General features: G+C 67.9%; 16 protein-coding genes. 8 read left to right on the top strand and 8 right to left on the bottom strand.

Annotated features, from left to right (window positions below; all coding sequences use genetic code 11):
* Positions 1–50: 50 nt before the first annotated feature.
* On the bottom strand, positions 51–737 hold the full coding sequence (locus HNO81_RS17875) for a TrkA family potassium uptake protein (protein WP_026265713.1): 687 nt from the start codon (positions 735–737) through the stop codon (positions 51–53).
* Positions 730–2163, bottom strand: a complete 1434-nt coding sequence (locus HNO81_RS17870) for a TrkH family potassium uptake protein (protein ID WP_175319449.1) — start codon at positions 2161–2163, stop codon at positions 730–732. Before HNO81_RS17870 ends, HNO81_RS17875 begins: the two co-directional genes overlap by 8 nt.
* 104 nt (positions 2164–2267) lie before the next feature.
* On the opposite strand from HNO81_RS17870, the gene HNO81_RS17865 reads away from it, so the two are divergent.
* Together HNO81_RS17865 and HNO81_RS17860 are read left to right on the top strand one after the other, a co-directional pair.
* Positions 2268–3479, top strand: a complete 1212-nt coding sequence (locus HNO81_RS17865) for an acetoin utilization protein AcuC (RefSeq protein ID WP_175319448.1) — start codon at positions 2268–2270, stop codon at positions 3477–3479.
* Positions 3480–3548: 69 nt separating this feature from the next.
* Complete coding sequence (locus HNO81_RS17860; RefSeq protein WP_175319447.1) at positions 3549–4154, top strand: helix-turn-helix transcriptional regulator; 606 nt, start codon at positions 3549–3551, stop codon at positions 4152–4154.
* A 2-nt stretch (positions 4155–4156) separates the two neighbouring features.
* On the opposite strand, the gene HNO81_RS17855 is transcribed toward HNO81_RS17860, so the two are convergent.
* The gene (locus tag HNO81_RS17855) at positions 4157–5494 is read right to left on the bottom strand and encodes an alpha-hydroxy acid oxidase (RefSeq protein ID WP_305791428.1); all 1338 of its coding nucleotides are present in this window, start codon (positions 5492–5494) and stop codon (positions 4157–4159) included.
* A 67-nt stretch (positions 5495–5561) separates the two neighbouring features.
* Between HNO81_RS17855 and HNO81_RS17850 the strand changes: the two genes are divergently transcribed.
* On the top strand, positions 5562–6281 hold the full coding sequence (locus HNO81_RS17850) for a FadR/GntR family transcriptional regulator (protein WP_175319446.1): 720 nt from the start codon (positions 5562–5564) through the stop codon (positions 6279–6281).
* A gap of 30 nt (positions 6282–6311) precedes the next feature.
* Here HNO81_RS17850 and HNO81_RS17845 read toward each other — a convergent pair whose 3' ends face one another.
* A complete protein-coding gene (locus tag HNO81_RS17845) occupies positions 6312–7346 on the bottom strand; it encodes a LacI family DNA-binding transcriptional regulator (RefSeq protein WP_175319445.1) in 1035 nt (344 codons plus the stop codon).
* A gap of 345 nt (positions 7347–7691) precedes the next feature.
* On the opposite strand from HNO81_RS17845, the gene HNO81_RS17840 reads away from it, so the two are divergent.
* The 5 genes from HNO81_RS17840 to HNO81_RS17820 are packed head-to-tail and all read left to right on the top strand — an operon-like array spanning position 7692 to position 13618.
* Positions 7692–9155 (top strand): Gfo/Idh/MocA family protein, encoded by a 1464-nt coding sequence (locus tag HNO81_RS17840; RefSeq protein ID WP_175319444.1) that lies wholly within the window; start codon positions 7692–7694, stop codon positions 9153–9155.
* Between the two features lie 9 nt (positions 9156–9164).
* Positions 9165–10124: an NAD(P)-dependent oxidoreductase gene (locus HNO81_RS17835; protein WP_175319443.1), complete on the top strand. Its 960-nt coding sequence runs from the start codon at positions 9165–9167 to the stop codon at positions 10122–10124.
* Positions 10121–11026 (top strand): 5-dehydro-4-deoxyglucarate dehydratase, encoded by a 906-nt coding sequence (locus tag HNO81_RS17830; protein WP_175319442.1) that lies wholly within the window; start codon positions 10121–10123, stop codon positions 11024–11026. Before HNO81_RS17835 ends, HNO81_RS17830 begins: the two co-directional genes overlap by 4 nt.
* On the top strand, positions 11026–12129 hold the full coding sequence (locus HNO81_RS17825) for a mandelate racemase/muconate lactonizing enzyme family protein (protein WP_175319441.1): 1104 nt from the start codon (positions 11026–11028) through the stop codon (positions 12127–12129). The genes HNO81_RS17830 and HNO81_RS17825 overlap by 1 nt, the downstream gene beginning before the upstream one ends.
* 37 nt (positions 12130–12166) lie before the next feature.
* Positions 12167–13618, top strand: coding sequence for an aldehyde dehydrogenase (NADP(+)) (locus HNO81_RS17820; RefSeq protein ID WP_175319440.1), 1452 nt, complete (start codon positions 12167–12169; stop codon positions 13616–13618).
* Positions 13619–13703: 85 nt separating this feature from the next.
* Here HNO81_RS17820 and HNO81_RS17815 read toward each other — a convergent pair whose 3' ends face one another.
* From HNO81_RS17815 to HNO81_RS17800, 4 genes are read right to left on the bottom strand one after another with little or no spacing between them, the layout of a single operon-like run.
* On the bottom strand, positions 13704–14819 hold the full coding sequence (locus HNO81_RS17815) for a Xaa-Pro peptidase family protein (RefSeq protein WP_175319439.1): 1116 nt from the start codon (positions 14817–14819) through the stop codon (positions 13704–13706).
* Entirely contained in the window at positions 14816–16861 is a 2046-nt protein-coding gene (locus tag HNO81_RS17810) for a DUF6807 family protein (RefSeq protein ID WP_175319438.1), read from the bottom strand. The genes HNO81_RS17815 and HNO81_RS17810 overlap by 4 nt, the downstream gene beginning before the upstream one ends.
* A complete protein-coding gene (locus HNO81_RS17805) occupies positions 16858–18006 on the bottom strand; it encodes an acetylxylan esterase (protein WP_175319437.1) in 1149 nt (382 codons plus the stop codon). Before HNO81_RS17805 ends, HNO81_RS17810 begins: the two co-directional genes overlap by 4 nt.
* Positions 18007–18060: 54 nt before the next feature.
* Positions 18061–19356, bottom strand: coding sequence for an ABC transporter substrate-binding protein (locus HNO81_RS17800; RefSeq protein WP_175319436.1), 1296 nt, complete (start codon positions 19354–19356; stop codon positions 18061–18063).
* Between the last annotated feature and the right edge of the window lie 309 nt (positions 19357–19665).

The following is a 19665-nucleotide window of genomic DNA, read 5'->3' as shown; positions in this document are numbered from 1 at the left end:
TCGCTTTTTACATCACGCCACGCTGTTCACAACCTCCATGGGAATTACAACTAGGGCCGGGCCGCGAACCGTTCCAGCAGGTCCACGTGGCCGGAGACGATCAGCATGTCCCGTGAGGACACCTTGGTCTCGGGCCGCGCGTACGTGAAATCCTCGCCCGGCGACTTCACGCCCACGATCGTGACGCCGTACTTGGAACGGACCTTCGACTCGTCCAGGGTGAAGCCCACGGTTTCGCGCGGCGGATACATCTTCACGATGGCGAAATCGTCGTCGAATTCTATGAAGTCCAGCATGCGCCCGGAGACCAGGTGCGCTGCGCGGACCCCGGCGTCGGCCTCGGGGTAGATGACGTGGTTGGCGCCGATGCGGGTCAGGATCTTGCCGTGCGAGGGCGTGATGGCCTTGACCCAGAGGTGCTCGATGCCGAGGTCCACCAGGTTCACGGTGATCAGTACCGAGGACTCGATGGAGGTGCCCACGCCCACGACGGCGGAGCTGAACTCCTGCGCGCCAAGTTGGCGGAGTGCGTCAATATTGGTGGCGTCAGCCTCCACCACGTGGGTCAGGAGGGGCGCCCATTTCTGCACCAGGTTCCGGTCCCGTTCGATGGCGAGCACTTCCCGGCCCTGCTTGACCAGCTGCTCCGCGGTGGATGATCCAAAGCGGCCCAGCCCGATCACCAGGACCGGAGCGTTATGGGCAGGGCGCCGGGGGGCGTCTGTGGAACTAGCCAATGATCGGCCTCTCTTCGGGGTAGTGGTACAGCTGGCTGCGCTGGCGCAGGGCCAGGGCAGCAGCGAGGGTTACGGTGCCCACGCGGCCGGCGAACATGAGGGCCGTGAGGACGTAGACGCCCTCGGGCGGCACCTCGGCGCTGAGGCCGGTACTCAGGCCAACGGTGGCGAAAGCCGAAATCGTCTCGAACAGCACCCGGTCCAGGGACGCGCCGCTGAACTGCAGGAGCAGGAAAGCGGAGACGGAGACCAAGGTGGCGCCGGCAACGATCACGGAGATGGCCACCCGCATGGTGCCCTGTGGAATAGTCCGGCCGTACACCTTCACATCGGCATCGCCGCGGGCCTCGGCAATGATTGCAAGGAACATGACGGCGATCGTGGTCACCTTGATGCCGCCCGCCGTCGACGCCGACCCGCCGCCGGCGAACATCAGCGCGTCGGTGAGCAGCTTGGTGGTGGATTCCATGTGGTTCTGGTCCACCAGGTTGAAGCCGCCCGAACGCGTCATGACCGAGGCGAACAGGGAGTGGGTGATCTTGTCACCGAGGCCCATCGGCCCGATGGTCCGCGCGTTGTCCCACTCCATCAGGGCCCACAGGAACGTGCCCGCGGCGAGCAGGATGAGTGAAACCTGGATGGTGAGCTTGGTGTGGAGGTTCCACCTTTTCCAGTTCAGCCCGTTCTGCTGCAGGACCATCACCACGGGAAAGCCCAGGCTGCCCAGGAAGACGCCCACCATCAGGGGGATGAGGATCCACAGGTCCGTTTCGTAGGGCACGATGCCGTCCGAGTGCGGGGTGAAGCCGGCGTTGTTGAACGATGAAATGGCGTAGAAGACACCGTGCCAGACAGACTGCCAGAACGGCTCGCCCAAGGTAAGGAAGCGCGGGATCAGGGCCAGTGCCAGGATGGCCTCGATGACCACCGACGTGGTGATAACGATCCGCAGCAGCGTACCCACCTCACCCAGGCGGCCGGCGTTGTTCATGGACTCGGCGGCAATGATCTTGCCGCGGACACCCAGCCGCTTGCTCACCATGAGCGCCAGCAGCGACGCCAGGGTCAGCGTGCCCAGGCCACCGATGAAGATGCCCACCAGGATCACCAACTGGCCGAAGAAGGACCAGTGGACCGCCGTCGACACCACCGTGAGTCCCGTGACGCACACGGCCGAGACGGCAGTGAACAGGGCCTGGTGGACAGGGGTGGGAGTTCCGTCGGCTGAGGAAACCGGCAGGGAGAGCAGGAAGGTGAACACCGTGCAGACGGCGGCAAACGCGGTCAGCGCCAGCCGTGCGGGAGAGGTGTTGGCAATGTCATCGATGAAATCGCGCAGCCGCGTGAAGATCCAGAGGCCCTCCCGCTCCTGCGCCGGGGGGTGCCAGGGGGCCGGAGTCCGGGGCCTCGACTGGCTTTGCGTCATGTGTGGCTTTTCCTCGGTCGAAACGGCTTCCTTCAGTAGTAAACCACTAAAGACTGCGTCATGGCCGGGCCGGCGGCGGTGCGGGCTCGGGTAGCCTGTGATTGATGACATACCTGCCCGGACTCAGCCAGCCCGCGCCGCCAACAATGGTTGCGTGGAGTCCTGACATGACAGCTTACAACTTCGGTGCCGGCCACCCCATGGCCCCGGAGCGGATGGACCTTACCGCGCGGCTCTCCCGCAGCCTGGGGCTCTTCGACCTGGACCACGTGGAGCTGGCGGCGCCCGAGGTGGCTTCCGACGCGGCGTTGGAGTCCGTCCACTCACCTGACTACGTGGCGGCTGTGCGCCGGGTCAGTGCGGACCCCACCCAGCCCGATGAGGCGCGCGGGCTGGGAACCGAGGACGATCCCGCGTTTGCCGGAATGCACGAGGCCGCAGCCCGGCTGGCCGGCGGCTCGTTGCTGGCTGCCCAGCGCGTGCTGGACGGCTCGGCCGTGCATGCCGTTAACTTCGGCGGCGGCATGCACCACGCCGCCCGCGAACGGGCCAGCGGGTTCTGCATCTACAACGACGCCGCGATGGCCGTACAGAAGCTGCTCGACGGCGGCGTAGACAAAGTGGCGTATATCGACGTCGACGCCCACCACGGGGACGGCACCCAGAACATCTTCTGGGATGATCCCCGGGTCCTCACGCTCTCGCTGCACGAGACAGGGCTGACCCTCTTTCCCGGAACCGGATTTGCCAACGAAATCGGCGGCCCGGCGGCTGAAGGAACAGCCGTGAACGTCGCCCTGCCCGCAGGCACCTCCGACGCCGGCTGGCTGCGGGCCTTCTATGCCGTGGTCCCGCAACTGGTGGGGGCCTTTGAACCCGGGGTGATCGTCAGCCAGCACGGTTGCGACTCGCACCGCAGCGACCCCCTCACGCACCTCAACCTCAGCGTTGACGGGCAGCGCGAGGCGGCAACCGCCGTCGGCCACCTGGCCGAGCGCTATTGCGGCGGCCGCTGGATCGCCACCGGCGGCGGGGGCTACAACGTGCTGGATGTGGTGCCACGCGCCTGGAGCCACCTGGTGGCCATCGCGGCCGGACGGCCGGTGCCGTTGCGGACCCCTGTGCCGGCGGACTGGCGGCAGTATGTGATGGAGAAGTTCGGCAGGGAGGCGCCGGCCCTCATGGGGGACGACGTGGAACTCTGGTGGCGCTCCTGGGAAGTGGGCTTCGACCCCAACGACGCCGTTGACCGCACCGTCATGGCCACCCGAAAGGCAGTATTTCCGCTGCACGGGCTGGATCCCTGGTTCGACTAGCCCGGCGGGAAGTTTGTACGGCCGAAATAGTTGATGCCTTTCGACGTATATGTCGCTAGGGTGGGAGGCATGGTGACAGACGACGTATTTGCCGTCATAGCGGAATCCACCCGGCGGGACATCCTGGTGGCCCTTCGGGCAGGCGACAAAGCCGTGGGGGAACTGGTGGAGGAGTTGGCGGCGAGCCAGCCCACCATTTCCAAGCACCTGAAAGTCCTCCGGGAAGCACAGCTGGTCAGCATGCGTGCACAGGGCCAGAAGCGCTATTACGCCTTGAACCGGGGCCCCCTGGAGGGCATCGCCAGCTGGTTGGGAACGTTCGACGTCGGCCCTGGCGCCACCGCAGCAGCCACCGGTCCGGCGGCCCCAGCCCCCGCGGTGCCCGCCCACGTGCAGGAAGGCGTCGCGGCAGCGGCCGCCTCCCTGCCGCCGGCCCGCCGGACCGCGGAGCCGGCTGCGGCGCAGGCAGCCCGCGCCGACCTGCCGGCTCCTGTCCTGGTGAGGGAAGGAGCCGAGCTGAGCCCCGCCGTCGTGATCCCCGGTGGAACCGCCGCCCCGCTGAGTGACGACACGGTTCCGCAGCAGATTGGGCGGACCGTTGGCCGGGCCGCCACCAAGGCAGCCGACCTGCTGGCCAACCTTCCCGCCCTGCCCAAATTCGGGCGCAAGAAGTAGGCCTAGCGGGCCAGCAGCCGCACGTGGTCCGGGGTGAGCTCGGAGACGCTGCCGGCACCCAGCAACGCCATGGTGCGCGCCATGTCCTTTTCCAAAATCTGCAGGGTCCGGTCCACACCGGCGCGTCCGCCGGCCATCAGGCCATAGAGGTACGCCCGGCCGATCAGCGTGAAATCGGCGCCCAGGGCCAGCGCCGCCACAATGTCCGCGCCACTCATGATGCCGGTGTCCAGGATGATGGCGGCATCGGTGTTGTCCGCGGCGAAGGCCTGCTTGACCTCGGGGAGCAAGTGGAACGGGATGGGGGCCCGGTCCAGCTGGCGGCCGCCGTGGTTGGACAGGATGACCCCGTCAGCGCCGTGGTCCACCACGCGGCGGGCGTCCTCCACGGTCTGGATGCCCTTGACCACCAGCTTGCCCTTCCAGGTTTCGCGCAGCCAGTCCAGGTCCTCGAACGTCAGGGTGGGATCGAACATCGAGTTGATCAGGTCCGCCACCGTGCCGGTGTAGCGGGACAGTGACGCGAACGTGAGCGGCTCGTGGGTCAGGAAGTTGAACCACCAGGCGGGCCGGTAGGACGCATCAAGGACCGTTTTGACGGTCAGTGCGGGCGGGATAGTCATCCCGTTCCGGACGTCACGGAGGCGGGCGCCGGCCACGGCCGTGTCCACGGTGACCATCAGGGTGTCATTGCCTGCCCTGGCGGCACGCTCGATCAGCTCCAGGGACCGGTCCCGGTCAGTCCACAGGTACAGCTGGAACCAGTTGCGGCCGTTGGGCGCGGCGGCGGCGACGTCCTCGATGGAGGCGGTGCCCATGGTGGACAGGGTGTAGGGGATGCCGGCGGCCTCGGCGGCCTGCGATCCGGCGTACTCGCCCTCGGACTGCATCATCCGGGTGAAGCCGGTGGGGGCGATGCCGACCGGCAGCCGGGACGGCTTGCCCAGGATCTCGGTGCTGAGGTCGATGCTGGAGACGTTGCGCAGGATGCCGGGCCGGAACTCGATGTCCAGGAAAGCCTGGCGGGCACGCCGCAGCGTGATCTCCTCTTCAGCGGCGCCGTCCGTGTAGTCGAAGGGCGCCTTCGGGGTGCGGCGTTTAGCGATGTCGCGCAGCTCCCAGATGGTACTGGCCCGCTGGAGCCGCGCCGTTTTGCTGAACTCCGGCTTCTTGAACTGCATGAGGGGCGCCAGGTCCGAGTATTTGGGGACGCGCCGCTTCAGGGCTGCGGGAACGGCTGACGACGACGGAGCCGTGGCAGGTGCCGGTGCTGCGGGAATGTCCGTGGTGTCCGGGGCAGGGGTAGCCTCCGGATTGTTGGGCTGGATGGTGTGGGTCATGGGTCCTCCTATGGTCCAACCACACTCTAGGCCATGTGGTCCAACCACATCAACTACTATTTTGGGTATGCGTACCCATCAGCTGGTTTTGCACTGGATCGAGGAGAGGCTCTCCGCCGGGGACCTGGCCGTAGGCGGCAGGCTCCCCGCGGAGCGGGCGTTGGCCGAACAGCTGCAGGTCTCCCGGACGTCCGTGCGCGAAGCCATCCGGGTTCTCGAAGCCATGGGAGTGGTCCGGTCCGGCGTCGGCTCCGGGCCGGATTCCGGGACGGTGGTGATCTCGGATCCCACCGCCGCCCTCGGCTCGGCCCTTCGGCTGCACGTTGCCACCCAGCACCTGCCCGTGGCGGACATCGTGGAAACCCGGGTGCTGCTGGAGTCCTGGGCTGCCGCAAGGGCCACCCGGGACGCGCCACAGCTTGAGGATGCGGCCGCGCTGCTGGCGGCGATGGATGCTCCGGAAGGCCTGCCCGTGGAGGAATTCCTGGCCCTCGATGTCCGGTTCCACCTTGCCCTGGCCAACGCCGCAGGCAATGCGGTGGTCAGCGCCATGATGGGCTCGCTCCGTGAATCCATCCAGGGGTACGCCGCGGAACTGACGGGCAACCTGCCGGACTGGAAGGCAACCGCCTGCCGCCTGCACGCCGAGCACCACGCCATCCTCGCCGCCGTCCGGGAGGGGGATGGCGGCCGGGCCGCCCAGCTGGTGGCCGCCCATATCGAGGGCTTCTACAAAGAAGCGGGGCTGGGCGCGGAACACCTTGCCCAGCCCCGTCCCACGAGCTAGCGGAGATCGATTCCCGTTCCTGGAAGTCGGTCAGCCGTGGACCGCGCTGCGCGGCGCCCTGGCGGGTCCTGTGCTGGCCCGCACTTCGAGTCGGGGCTGGTATCGGCCGCCGGGGGTTTCGTTCCCTTCCTTGCGGATCAGCGCCCGGAGCTGGTGCCATGCCTGCTCGCCCAGCTCGGTGATGGGGACGGCTCCGGTGGTGAGCGCCGGCGTCGTGTACCTGGCAAAGGGGATGTCGTCGAAGCCGGTCACCGAGATATCCCCGGGGACGTCCAGGCCCCGCTCGTGGAGGCCGCTCATGAGGCCCATGGCCACCAGGTCGTTGAAGGCCAGGATTCCGGTTGCCCCGCTGGCCAGGACGGCATCCACTGCCTCGTGGCCGGTATTGAAATCCGAGCCGCCTTCCAGCATGGTCACCTCCACGTCGGGGTGGGCGGCCTTGAACTCCTCCAGGCCTTTGAGCCGCAGCTCGTTCGAGGCGCTGCGGGGCGGCCCGGCCAGGAAGGCCAGGCGGGTGTGGCCAAGCTCCACCAGGTGTTCGGCGATGTCCTCGACGCCCTTCCCGTAATCCACCACCAGGCTGGGGATGTCCGGCGCCGCGGTGGTGCGGTTGATCAGCACCAGCGGGTGGAGTGAGGGTGCAATCTCCTCGAGTTCCGCGTCAGTCATACGCGGGGCGCACAGGACCAGGCCGTCGCAGCGCCGTCGCGCTTCGCCCGCCAGGATGGATTCCTCGCTGGACACTTCGAACGAGTCGGCAATGAGGACGCGGTAGCCGTCCTGCGCTGCTGCCCGGCTCAGGCCGCGGAGGATGGCCTGGAAGGTGGGGTTGGCAAGGTCCGGCACCACGATACCGATGGTGTCCGTCTTGCCCAGGGCCAGGCTGCGGCCCACCGGGTTGGGCTGGTACTTCAGTTCAGCGGCGGCTGCCCGGACCCGGGCGGCGATGTCCGGGTCGACGGTGAAGTTCCCGTTCATGACGCGCGAAACCGTGGCGTGGGAAACGCCCGCCTTCACGGCGACGTCCGCGATGCCGATCCGGCCGCTTGCCGACTTCCTGGCCATGGGAAACCCTTCGTTTGCGCCGGCTGCCGGCGCCTGCGGGATCGGTTGGTGCCCGCATCAGGCCGGCCTCGCGGCGGGTGCTGTGAATGCCAGCATATACGGGACCGGGAAAGCGATTTCTACCCTTTCCCGGACATTTTCCCGTGCCGCCCGGAAAAGGATGGTTAAACAATCTGGAAAACGTTTTCTTTCAGGCCTGGAGTGGTTGACGGATCCCTGCGGGTGTTGATACAAATCTCTAGAGAGAACTGAGAAAACGCTTTCTCACCGGGTGTGCCAAAGCGCCCCGCCGCACCACAGCGGCCGTTCCCGCGGCCGGGTAATGAGCTTTCGAAAGGGACCCCCATGGTCAACACAGCCGAGACCACACCGGCCGCAGCTGCTTCCGTGCCCGGCAATGCCGCCGGTACCGCCACCGCCGCCAACCCCGCCGCCTTCGCAGGCCGGCACGACGGCCGAAAGGCCCGTATCGCCCTGATCGGCACCGGCGGCCGCTCCGAGATGTACATCCGCGCCATCTTCGGCAAGCACGCGGACACGGCCGAACTGGTTGCGTTCTCCGACGTGAACCCGGGACGCGTGGAGTTCTACCAGAAGCTCATCCAGGAACTTGGTGCTCCCGGACCCGTGGCATCCTTTGATCCCGCCGACCTCACAGCCTTCATCCAGGCCAACAACATCGACCGCGTCATTGTCACCACGCCCGACTACACCCACGCCGACTACATCGTGGAGGGGCTCCGCGCCGGGGCCGACGTCGTCGTGGAAAAGCCCCTGACGATCGATGCCGAAGGCTGCCGCCGGATCACCCGGGCCGTCCACGAGACCGGCCGCAGCGTGGTGGTCACCTTCAACTACCGGTACTCGCCCCGCAACAGCGCGCTCAAGGAAATCATCCAGAGCGGCGTGATCGGCAAGGTCACCTCGGTGGACTTCAGCTGGGTCCTGGACACCGTGCACGGCGCGGACTACTTCCGCCGCTGGCACCGCGAAAAGAAAAACTCCGGCGGGCTCCTCATCCACAAGGCCTCCCACCACTTCGACCTGGTCAACTGGTGGATCGACGACGTCCCGGAGCGGGTCTTCGCCTCCGGTGGGCTGAAGTTCTATGGCGACAAGAACGCAGCCGAACGCGGCCTGGGTCCACGGCCCGAGCGTGGAACGCCCGACGCCGGCGCCCCCGCTGCGGAAAAGGACCCCTTTGCGCTGGACCTGAGGGAAGACGAGCGGCTCAAAGCGCTGTTCCTGGACAATGAGCACTACGACGGCTACCGCCGCGACCAGGATGTCTTCACCGGCGGCATCACCATCGAGGACAACCTGGCACTCGTCGTCGAATACCAGGGGGGACCCCGGCTGAGCTACTCCCTGAACGCCCACAGCCCGTGGGAGGGGTACCGGGTTGCCGTCAACGGCACCGAGGGCCGCGCCGAGCTTGAGGTGGTGGAACGCGCCGCCGTGCTGCACAGCACCGACCAGAAGACGGTGGTGGACCCGAGCGCAACGCCGGTTGAGGAAGAGGACGCCATCCGCCGCAACGGCGAACGCCTGGTGGTCCAGCGCCATTGGGAAGCCGCCTACGAGGTGCCCATCATCAACGGCGAGGGCGGACATGGCGGCGGTGACGAGCTGCTGCTCTCCGACCTCTTCAACGGTCCGGGCGAGGACCCGCTGGGCCGCCCCTCCGGCTACCTGGACGGGCTGCGGTCCGTTTCCGTGGGGATCGCCGGCAACCGGTCCTTGGAAACTTCGCTGCCCGTCCGCGTTGAGGACCTGGACCTCGGCGTCGACCTTCGCCGCGGCAAGTAGGGAAAGACCATGAGCAGGATTCTTGTTACCGGCGGCTCCGGACGCCTGGGCCGCAGCGTGGTGGCCGGGCTGGCCCAGGCCGGCCACCACGTCATCTCGGTGGACCGCGACGCCGTACCCGCAGAACTGCTGCCCGCCGGCGTCGTGCAGGAGACCGCCGACCTGCTGGCCCCCGGCGAGGCACTCCGCCTCCTCCGGGAAGCCACGCCCGACGCCGTCGTCCACCTGGCGGCGATCGCGGTGCCCTTCAGCGCGCCTGAGGACGTCATATTTGCCACCAACACCCGGCTCGCCTTCGCCGTCATCAGTGCGGCGACGGAACTGGGCGTCCCCAAGGTGGTCACGGCCAGCAGCCCCACCGTCCTTGGTTACGGCTGCCCGGCAGGCTGGCTGCCGCCGTCGTTCCCACTCGATGAGCGGACCCCGCCCAAGCCGTGGAACGCGTACGCGCTCTCCAAGCACATTGCCGAACAGACCGTGGAGATGTTCGCCGCCGCCCAGGGGGAAAAGATCCGCTACGCAGCGTTCCGGCCCTGCTTCGTGATCTCCCCGGAGGAGTGGGAAGGCGCCCCCACGCAGCAGGGGCACACGCTCGCCGAACGGCTTGCCGACCCCGCCCTTTCCGCACCCGCGCTGTTCAACTATGTGGACGCGCGGGACGTGGCCGACTTCCTGGATCTGCTGCTGCGGAAGATGGACAGCATCCCCAACGGCGAAACCTTCTTTGTGGGGGCCGCCGACGCCCTCGCAACGGCGCCCCTGGCGGAGCTCATGCCCAAGTTCCTGCCGGGAAGTGAGGCGCTGAGTTCAGGCCTCACCGGCACCAGCCCCGCCTTCTCCATTGCCAAAGCCCAGGCCCTGCTGGGCTGGCAGCCCAAGCGCAGCTGGCGTACCGAACTGAAATCCACCCTCAACGACGAGGCCACCGCGCTGGTTACCGCCGGCGGCGGAGGCAAGGAGACACCATGAAATTCGACGGCGTACTGTTCTTTCCCGTCACCCCGTTCACCGCCGAAGGCACCGTGGACGTGGAACTGCTCAAGGAACACATCAGCTCGCGGCTGCCCTTCGGCCCCGGCGGGGTCTTCCCCGCCTGCGGCACCGGCGAATTCCATGCCCTCAGCATCGAGGAGGTCCGCACCGTGGTGGCGGCCGCCGTCGAGGTTGTCGCAGGCGCGGTTCCGGTCGTGGCGGGTGCAGGCGGACCGCTGGGGCACGCCCTGGCAGCCGCCCGGGCAGCTGAAGAGGCAGGTGCCGACGCCCTCCTGGTGCTGCCGCCCTACCTGGTCACCGGCCCCACCGACGGCCTGGTGGCGTACATCGAAGCCGTCGCCAACGCCAGCAGCCTGCCGGTCATTGTCTACCACCGCGGCAACGCCAAATTCACCGCCGCCTCCATGGCCAAGCTGGCCGCAAATCCCAAGGTCATCGGCTTCAAGGACGGACTGGGGGACGTGGGCCTGGCCCAGGAAATCGTCTCCGCCGTCAGGGCCTCCGGCCGGGAAGACTTTGCGCTGTTCAACGGCCTGCTGACCGCCGAGCTCACGCAGGGTGCCTACCGCGGACTGGGCATCCCGCTCTACTCCTCGGCAGCGTTTGCCATGGCCCCGGAAATCGCCAAGGCCTATTACGACGCTTACGTCTCCGGGGACGAGGACCGCCGCAACGCCCTCCTGGAGGGCTTCTACGCCCCCTTGGTCCGCCTGCGCGACCAGACTCCCGGGTTCGGTGTTTCGCTGATCAAGGCGGGCTTGCGCCTTGGCGGACTCCCTGTCGGTTCCGTCCGGCCGCCGCTGGTTGATCCCACCGAGGAACAGCTGGTTGAACTCAAAGCTGTCCTCGCCAGGGGCTACGAGCTGGCCGGCCGCTGATGACCGCACCGGCCGTGGAATCCCTCCGCACCGTTCCCCGCATCACCGGGCTGACCACCCGGCTCCTGACCGTTCCGCTGCGCCGCAGCTGGGGTGTGGAGGCGCCCGAGAACCACGTGATCGTCACCGAACTTTCCACGGACGACGGCGGCGCGGGGCACGGGTTTTCCTGGACCCCCACCATTGGCCCCCAGGCCGTGAAGGCGCTGCTGGACTGCGACATCGCTCCCTTCATCACCGGCCTTCCGGCGAATCCGGAGGCGGTGTGGGACGCACTGTGGAAGCGGCTGCATGAGGCCGGCGGCGGTGGACTCACCACGATTGCCATGGCGGGCGTGGACCTTGCCCTCTGGGATTTGCAGGCCCGCCGCGCCGGTGCCTCGGTGACCGGCCTCATCGGCCAGCGGCAGGACTCGGCCGAGGTCTACGGCTCCGGGGTGAACCTGCATTACACGCTGGAAGAACTGGTGGCGCAGGTTGAACGCTGGGTTGCCGCCGGCCACCGGGCGGTCAAGATCAAGGTGGGCAAACCGGACATCCGCGAAGACGCAGAGCGGCTCGCCGCCGTCCGGGAGGTGCTGGGCCCGGACCGCCGGCTCATGATCGACGCCAACCAGCGGTGGGACCTGCCCACTACCCTCCGCGCCCTGGATGTGCTCGCCGGCTATGGGCTGGAATGGCTGGAGGAACCCATCCGCGCTGATGACCTCTGGGCCTACCGGAGGCTGCGGAAGCATTCGCCGGTTCCCATTGCCCTGGGCGAAAACCTGCACACCATCTACCGGTTCCGCGATTTCATCGAGGCGGAGGCGGTGGACATCATCCAGCCCAACATCATCAGGGTAGGAGGCATCACCCCGTTCCGGCGGATCGTGGAGATGGCGCGGACCAACAGCATCAAGGTCATGCCGCACCTGCTGCCGGAACTCTCGGGGCAACTGGCCCTGACCCTGGCCGAGCCCACCATGGTGGAGGATGTGGAGGAAGCGTCCTTCGAGCAGCTGGGCATCCTGGCCGGCCCCTCACCGGTCCGGTTCAGCAACAGCAGGGTGACCACCACGGACCAGCCGGGGCTGGGATTCAGCTTCCGGGACACGCTGTAAGCACTCTTTTCCATACGACGACGAACAGGTACCTGACGTGAGAACTGCAACCCTTTCCCTGTCCGAGCTCACCGCTGCCGCCACGGAAGCCGCCAGGACTTCCGCCGCAGCCACCGACGCCGAGCGCGCCGGGTGGCTGCACGCGGTAGCGGACGCCCTGGACGCCAACGCCGCCGAACTGGTGGACATCGCGGACGCCGAGACCAACCTGGGAGTGCCCCGCCTCGCGGGGGAAGTGGCCCGGACCACGGGGCAGCTTCGCCTGTTCGCCCGCGTGATCACCGAGGGCTCCTACCTGGAGGCCATCATCGACCACGCCGATCCATCAGCCACCCCGCCAAAGCCGGACCTGCGCCGCATCCTCAAGCCCATCGGCCCCGTGGCCGTCTTCTCCGCGTCCAACTTCCCGTTCGCCTTCTCCGTGGCCGGCGGCGACACCGCCTCGGCGCTCGCCGTCGGCTGCCCGGTGGTGGTCAAGGCGCACTCGGGCCATCTCCGCCTGTCGGAGCGTACGGCGGAAATCGTCGCCGACGCCCTTCGCGGCGCAGGTGCACCTGAGGGCCTATTCGCGCTGGTCAGCGGCCGGGACGCAGGCACAGCCCTGGTCCAGGACCCCGCCATCAAGGCCGTAGGCTTCACCGGGTCCATTCCCGCCGGCCGCGCGCTGTTCGACCTTGCCACCTCACGCCCGGACCCCATCCCGTTCTACGGCGAGCTGGGCAGCCTGAACCCCGTGGTCATCACGGCGGCGGCACTCCAGGCCCGCTCCGCCGAACTCGCCGCGGGGCTGGCCGGCTCCTTCACCCTTGGGGCGGGCCAGTTCTGCACCAAGCCCGGCCTGGTGTTCATTCCCGCCGGAACATCGTTCGCGGCGGACGTGGCGGAAGCCAGCAAGGACAAACCCGCCCACGCCATGCTGACCGGCAGGATTGCCGAGGCGTACCCTGACGGGCTGCGCAGCTTTGCATCCGTGGACGGGGTGGAGGTGGTGGGCGGCACCGTGGACCAGGACGCAGCTGCCAACGGTGCGGCTCCGGTGGTCTTTGCCACCACTGCCGCCAAGGTGCTGGACAATCCGGAACAGCTGCTCGAAGAGTGCTTCGGACCCACCACCATCCTCATCGAGTACGCAGACCGGGAGGAACTGTCAGCCGTCCTGGCCAAGGTCCCGGGCAGCCTGACGGCCACCGTCCACAGTGAGCCCGGCGAGGACATCGCGGCGCTGGTGGAACAGCTCTCCGGCCTGGCCGGACGCGTACTGTTTGGTGGCTGGCCCACCGGCGTCGCCGTCAACTGGGCCCAGCAGCACGGCGGACCGTACCCGGCCACCACCTCGCTGTTCACCTCCGTGGGAGCCACCGCGGTCCGCCGGTTCCAGCGCCCCGTGGCGTACCAGGACGCCCCCGGGGACGTGCTGCACCCCGCCCTGCGCGAGGGCAACCCGCTGGGCATCCCGCGCCGCGTGGACGGGGAACTGCAGCTTCCCTAGCCGCCGGGAAACGGCCAAAACCAGCCAGCAAACAAAAAACCCCGGGACTTCGGTCCCGGGGTTTTTTTCGTTCCTGGCGGCAAAGCTACAGCTGCAGCGTTGCCGGCCGTTCCAGCCCGTTCACGGTGGCCGCCGGCCAGCGCGGGTCCACGGTGAGGATGCTCAGCCCGGACTCCGTGAGCTGGACGGTGTCCTCGATCTTGACGCCGGGCCCGGACGGGTTCCAGGTAAAGGCCTGGCCCAACACCACGGTGTCCGTGGCCGACGCGGTGACCCGGGGATCCCGCCCCGCGTAACCGGCCGGGCCGCCCTGGTGGTGTTGCTCCCACTGGTCCGCCCCGAAACCGTGCCGCACATAGGCTGCCTTGATCTCATCAAGGATCCTGTCCAGCCGCGCGCCCGGAACCGTGGCGTCGAAAATGTCCGCTTCCACGGCCGCGATCCGGGCCTCGGCGTCGCGCTCCTCCGGTGTGCCGGCGTCGAATCTCACCCAGCGGGTGATGTTGGCAACCATGCCGTCACGGCGGGCGCACACCACGGCCATGGCACGCCGGCCGAGGGGCGCGTGCGTGGCCAGCGGATGGCGGAACGTGCTGCGGGAACTGCCGTTGCACAGCAGCACCAGCGGCTCCGCGCCGGCAGCCACAACCCGGGCGGCCAGCGCCGAGGCCAGCCCGAATTCTGTCGTGTCCGGCCGGGCTGCGGAGAGGACGTCCGTCATGATCGCGGCCAGTTCCGCGCCGAGCAGGGAGTAGCGGGCGGTTTCCGCAGGAAGGAGTTGCTGGCGGGCCGCGCGCAGTTCGGCGGCCACGTCAGCCTCGGACAGCGGCGGCAGGGCGTCACTGCCTACGGTTGCCGCTGCCTGGAGGAGGCTGGCATGCCAGGGGACGGTATGCAGGTTGACCCCCAGCGGGAGTTCCTCAGCGGCGATCCTGCCGGCCTCATTGTTGAATGTCACCAGGTGGTCGCCGTCGCGCGCAACCAGCAGCGCGGCGATGGGGTCGCCGGCCAGGCTGATGTGGACCCTGCTGCCGTCCAGGTACCAGGTCAAGGCCGTGTTGGTGGTGAGGAGCAGTGAATCGCGTCCGGCCGCGTCCAGGATGTCCAGGACGCGGCGCCGCTTGATGGCCCGGTCCGCCGGCGATCCGGGCGCCTGGCGGGCCTCCTGCGGGGGAGCGGCTGCGGTTGTTGTCTGCGTCATGACGGGTCCCCCTGGTGGTTGATCAGTGCGTTGATGTCGGCGGTGGCCAGGATTCCGTCGGCCACGAAGACGGTGACATGCCGCCGCACCGGGTGTCCGGGCTCGGCGATAACGGGGCGGTCCCAGGCCAGCGACTGGCCGACACCGGGGTAGCCTTCCAGCCGGACGAACCAAGGGTCCGTGGAGCCTTCGGGGGCAACGAACACCAGGGTGGCCGGGCCGCCGTCGAACGTTCCGGACCAGGCGAGCCAGCGGGTGACGCTGCCGTGGGTTTCCTGCTCGCCCCTGCCGGCGGGCGTCCACACCGCCGGCTCCCGGCATTCCGGCAGCCGCCAGAAGAATCCGCCGTAGCCGCCTTCGAAGCGGCCGTTGGAGCCGGGGCTGCCCAGGCTTACGGGCTGGTCCCCGGCCGGTGACAGTGCGAAGTCCAGGGACAGCCGCCACGTGGAAGGCGCGACGCCGGACCATGTCCAGGTGCGTTCCTCCAGGAGGACGGGGGAGCCGCTGGGCCCGCTCCAGCTTAGGGTCTCCTGCAACCGGCCCCCGTGGCCGCCACCGGCATCGGTCTGGTGGATGGCCGTGGTGCTGATGCGCCCGTGGTCGGGGCGCCAGACGTACGCGCCGGCGTCCCTGGTGTACGTGCGGCCGCCCCAGAAGTTGACGCCGTCCACGTCCTGGAGGGCCACGCCGGCACCCAGATGCCAGACGTGGTCCAGGGGTTGGTGGTCCGTCACCACGGTGCCGCCGAGGGTCCTGACGGGGTGGAGGTAGGGCCGTGGCGAGGAGACGGCGCGGATCTGGCTCCCGTCCTGGTAGTCCGCTACGGGATGCCCGTCCAGCGTCAGGGTTCGGACGGGCGGGATGGCCCGGGCCCACGGCACGCCGAGTTCGGCGAACGTTGCCTGCGCCTTGATCGCCCGTTCGATCACGTCGCTGATGCCGTGGACCACGGGGTGGGCGTCGTCGCCGGCGCCTTCCCAGGAGATGGATCCGGGGTCAATCGCCGCGGGCGCGGGGGAGGTGCGGACGGCTTCGAGGACGGCGGTGAAGGCGCCGGTGTGCTGCAGCGGCGAGAGCAGCGGCGCTCCGGTGGCGCGGGCGTCCAGCAGGTTCTCCAGGAGATCGGTCCGGCCGTACTGCTCCCGGCGCTCACCCTCTGGGGTGGTGATGACCACCTCGTCCTGGGTGTAGGAAAGCGTGATGTCGCCCAGGGTGCCGTGGACAGTCACAGTGGGGTCCAGCTGTTCGGGGGCGCAGAGGGTGAGGGCGCACAGCACCGTGGCGCCGCCGGCCGTACGGACCCGGATGACCGACGTGTCGTCGCTCTCGGTGGCGTGGGCCCGGTACAGATCTGTTTCCACGGAGGCCACATCGTCAAGGGTGTGCGCACCGGCGACATGCAGTGCGGTGGCAACGGCGTGGGCCAGCGCATTGGTTGCCACGCCGTCCACCACATCAGTGCCGTCAAGGCTGCGCTTCCCGGCCCAGCGGGAGCGCTTGAAGTATGCCTTGGTGCGCAGCCACTGCCCGGTGGCGCTGATGCCCAGGACGGTGCCGATGCCACCGGCATCGATCAGGCCAGAGATGGCCGGCAGCGCATGGGACCCCAGGCTTTGGAAGCCCACCTGGACCAGGCGCCCGTTGTCCCGGGCCGCAGCAAGGACTTTCTCAAACTGTGCCAGGGAAGCCACCGGCGGCTTCTCGACGTAGACGTCCATTCCGGCTTGCAGCGCGGTTACCGCCAGCGGGGCATGCGTTTGGATCGGTGTTGCGAGAATAACGACGTCGACCCCCGGCCGGGCGGCCAGCAGCCCGTCCAGGTCGGGGAACACAGCCACCCGGCCGTCAAGGGTGCCGGACTGCGGCGGGTTGGGATCGGCTACGGCCACCAACTCCAGGGCACCGGCCTGTTCAAGCCGGGACAGGTTGGCAAGGTGGCGCTCGCCGAAGCCGTGAACGCCTACCAGGGCCACCCTCGGGACGGCAATGGAGGCGGCCCGCTGGTGCTGCGGGTCCGCGGTGGTGGAGTGCTGGGTGGTCATGAGGGTCCTTGGGATGTGGTGGAGGCCGGCCGGGCGGCCAGGGTGTGGGCCAGGAAATCGAGGGCTTCGTCCTGCATGGCTGCGGTGAAGACATGGCCCCCCGGCCAGAAGCTGCCGCTGTAGTTGTCCGATCCGGAGTGCAGGGATTCAAGCATTTGGTGCGCCTGGCGCATCCCCTCTTCCGGGAAGAGTTCGTCCGCCAGGGCGTACTGCACCAGGAACCGGGCGGCCGCCGATCGGGCGGTAAGTTCCGGCCAATCGCCCAGCCGCCACAACCCGGGGGTCTGCAGCAGCCATGAATGCGCGTCCAGGTAGGCGGGGAAGAGGGATTCGAAAGTGGTCATCATGCACGTCACCACTGCCGCCCGGATGCGGGGGCTGAGTGCCGCCAGGGCCAGCGACCTCCCGCCTCCGCCGGAGAACCCGATGCAGCCGAGGCTGCCCGCGTCCACGCCTGGCAGGGTTGCCAGGATGTCCAGTGCAGCGAGGTCGTCGTGCGCCACCATGCCCGCCAGGCTGGTCCCCAGCAGCCCCGCGGCCTTGGCAGCAGTGTCCTCATGGAACCCTGCCGCGGCATTGTATTGGTCCGCGTCGGAAGGAACGACGCCGTCCTCCCGCCACTGTGCCTGCCTCGCCGCAGTTGCCGAACCGGTGCGCCACGGCGGGGTTGAAAGGTCGAATTTCCGGCTGCCCCAGGAGAACGTGTCGTGCGCCAGGACAGCGAAACCGCGGCGGGCAGTATCGGTGGCCAGTGCGCGGCCTTCATAGAGCCCGCTGCGGGCAGCGGCTGCCGACGGGTGGTTTTCCGGAAGGTCCACCAGCCGGTCGGCGCCGCCGAACTTGTTGCCGCCGTGGCAGTGCAGGGCCAGGACTCCCGGCAGTGGCCCGGTACTTCCAGCCGGCCGGACCAGCCAGGCCGTGGTCCGGGGCCCGAAGCCCAACTGCCAGCTGAGCTGGGAGGTGGTGGCGCCGTCGTACGTTTCCTCCCAGTGCACCGTGACCTCCGGCAGCTCACCTGCACCCGGCACGCCCAGGGCGTCCGACAGTTCCTGGGCCGCGGCGGTGGGGGCCTGGTGCCGGGGGTTGTTCCGGACGTAAGCAGGCCAGTCGTCGTAGCCTGCAATGGCGCTGGGCCGTGGAGCCATATGGCCTGCCTCGTTTCGGTGATGGGTCCTGGCTGCTCCCGTGGTGCGCAATGGTCAGCCGAGGTTTTGGTTCACCTCGGAAAGCATGCCCTTGGCCGCATCCCGGGGTGAGATCTTTCCGAAGAGTACATCCGTGTTGTAGCGGTTCAGTACTTCCATGGTTGCCGAGGACCCGGCCGGGAACGGCTTGGGGGCCTGGACTTTGAGGTCGGCGATGCGGTCCAGGTACGCGGCCTCTTTTTGCTGCGTTTCCTTCAGCAGCGGAGTGATGCCTGCCTTGAGCTCGGTGTTGGCCGGCATGCCCCGGTCACTCTTGATCTTTGAGGCGGCGTCCATGTTGTTGACCAGGTAGTTGATGAAGAGGGCCGCTTCCTTGGGCTGTGCGGACTTGGAGGAGATGGCGTATTCCATCGAGGACCGGAGCCAGGCGCCGGGCTTCTTGCTTTCGCCGGGCAGCTTGGCCATGACCAGGGGCGCCCCGGAGTAGGACGTCATCTGGTTGCTCCAGGAGATCTTCATGCCCTGCTTTCCCTGTCCCATCAGGGTCATCTCCGGCTGCGCCGAACCGTCCTCCACCGTCTGCGACGCGGAGGGGGCGCCGCCGGTGTCCATCAGCTTCTTGTTGAGTTCAAACCAGCGGGTCAGGGTGTCCTCGCTGAGGCCCATTTTCTTGCCGTCGTCCGTGTACAGGTCCTCGCCGTTCTGGCGCGCCCAGACGGCGAGGAACGAGTCGTTGGCCATGGGGGTGGTGCCAAACGTGCCGGCCGGGGATTTCTTGGTGATTTCCGCGGCGATCTGCGCGTAATCGTCCCACGTCCACTTCTCGTCATCCGGCATGGCAACCCCTGCTGCTTCGAAAACCGTGGGGTCCAGGACCATTGACATCGAATTGACGCCCGCGGTGATGGTGTACTGCTTGCCGTCGATCTTGCCCAGGTCCACGGTGCCCTCGGCGAACTTCGATGTGTCTATCTGGTCCTTGACCTTGTCCAGGTCCAGCAGGACGCCGCGGCTGGCGTACTCACTGGGGTAGGCCCCGCTCATGGCAATCACGTCCGGCATGGTTCCGCCCGCGATCTGGGTGGCCATCTTGTCCCAGTACGAGCTGTACTCGGTGTTTTCGCCCTGGACCTTGATGGTCGGGTTGGCAGCTTCGAAGGCCTTGATGACCTCCATGGTGGTCTTGGCCCGGGAATCGTTGCCCCACCAGGCGAACCTGATGGTGACCGGGTCTTCCGCGGTGCCCACCTTTCCGGCCTGCGGGCTGTTGCCGCAGCCGGTCAGTGCAAGTGAAAGGGCGGCGATCGCGCCGGTGACTCCCACGACGGATTTTCTGAGACCAAACTTCATTGTTGTGCCCCTCGGCTTCTCATTTAGGGTTGAGTGATGCGTTGTGCAGAAAACGGTTTCTCAAAAACTAACAAAGGGCTATACAGGAGTCAAGAAAACGTTTACTTTGGTACGGAGCCGCATTTTCAATGGCACCCGCGGCGGGTGAAACCCTGAAGCTCCAGCGGCAACAGTCCACCCCGCCCGACGTGCCGGATCCCCATCGCCTGGCGATGACAGCAACGTGGAGGCCACGATGACCAAAGGAGACCACATGGCCGCAAAACACATCCCCAGGGCAACGCGCCCGGCCCTGCTGCCGGCTGCAGT

The sequence above is a fragment of the Pseudarthrobacter sp. C4D7 genome, assembly GCF_013359725.1.
Taxonomy (GTDB): domain Bacteria; phylum Actinomycetota; class Actinomycetes; order Actinomycetales; family Micrococcaceae; genus Arthrobacter.
The sequence above is the reverse complement of the archived record's forward strand: the minus strand, read 5'-3'. Positions and strand labels throughout refer to the sequence as shown.

Coding starts and splice junctions, on each gene's coding strand:
- HNO81_RS17870 (WP_175319449.1), bottom strand. CDS start 2,163: ATGACGCAAAGCCAGTCGAGGCCCCGGACTCCGGCCCCCTGGCACCCC.
- HNO81_RS17865 (WP_175319448.1), top strand. CDS start 2,268: ATGACATACCTGCCCGGACTCAGCCAGCCCGCGCCGCCAACAATGGTT.
- HNO81_RS17860 (WP_175319447.1), top strand. CDS start 3,549: ATGGTGACAGACGACGTATTTGCCGTCATAGCGGAATCCACCCGGCGG.
- HNO81_RS17855 (WP_305791428.1), bottom strand. CDS start 5,494: ATGACCCACACCATCCAGCCCAACAATCCGGAGGCTACCCCTGCCCCG.
- HNO81_RS17850 (WP_175319446.1), top strand. CDS start 5,562: ATGCGTACCCATCAGCTGGTTTTGCACTGGATCGAGGAGAGGCTCTCC.
- HNO81_RS17845 (WP_175319445.1), bottom strand. CDS start 7,346: ATGGCCAGGAAGTCGGCAAGCGGCCGGATCGGCATCGCGGACGTCGCC.
- HNO81_RS17840 (WP_175319444.1), top strand. CDS start 7,692: ATGGTCAACACAGCCGAGACCACACCGGCCGCAGCTGCTTCCGTGCCC.
- HNO81_RS17835 (WP_175319443.1), top strand. CDS start 9,165: ATGAGCAGGATTCTTGTTACCGGCGGCTCCGGACGCCTGGGCCGCAGC.
- HNO81_RS17830 (WP_175319442.1), top strand. CDS start 10,121: ATGAAATTCGACGGCGTACTGTTCTTTCCCGTCACCCCGTTCACCGCC.
- HNO81_RS17825 (WP_175319441.1), top strand. CDS start 11,026: ATGACCGCACCGGCCGTGGAATCCCTCCGCACCGTTCCCCGCATCACC.
- HNO81_RS17815 (WP_175319439.1), bottom strand. CDS start 14,819: ATGACGCAGACAACAACCGCAGCCGCTCCCCCGCAGGAGGCCCGCCAG.
- HNO81_RS17810 (WP_175319438.1), bottom strand. CDS start 16,861: ATGACCACCCAGCACTCCACCACCGCGGACCCGCAGCACCAGCGGGCC.
- HNO81_RS17805 (WP_175319437.1), bottom strand. CDS start 18,006: ATGGCTCCACGGCCCAGCGCCATTGCAGGCTACGACGACTGGCCTGCT.
- HNO81_RS17800 (WP_175319436.1), bottom strand. CDS start 19,356: ATGAAGTTTGGTCTCAGAAAATCCGTCGTGGGAGTCACCGGCGCGATC.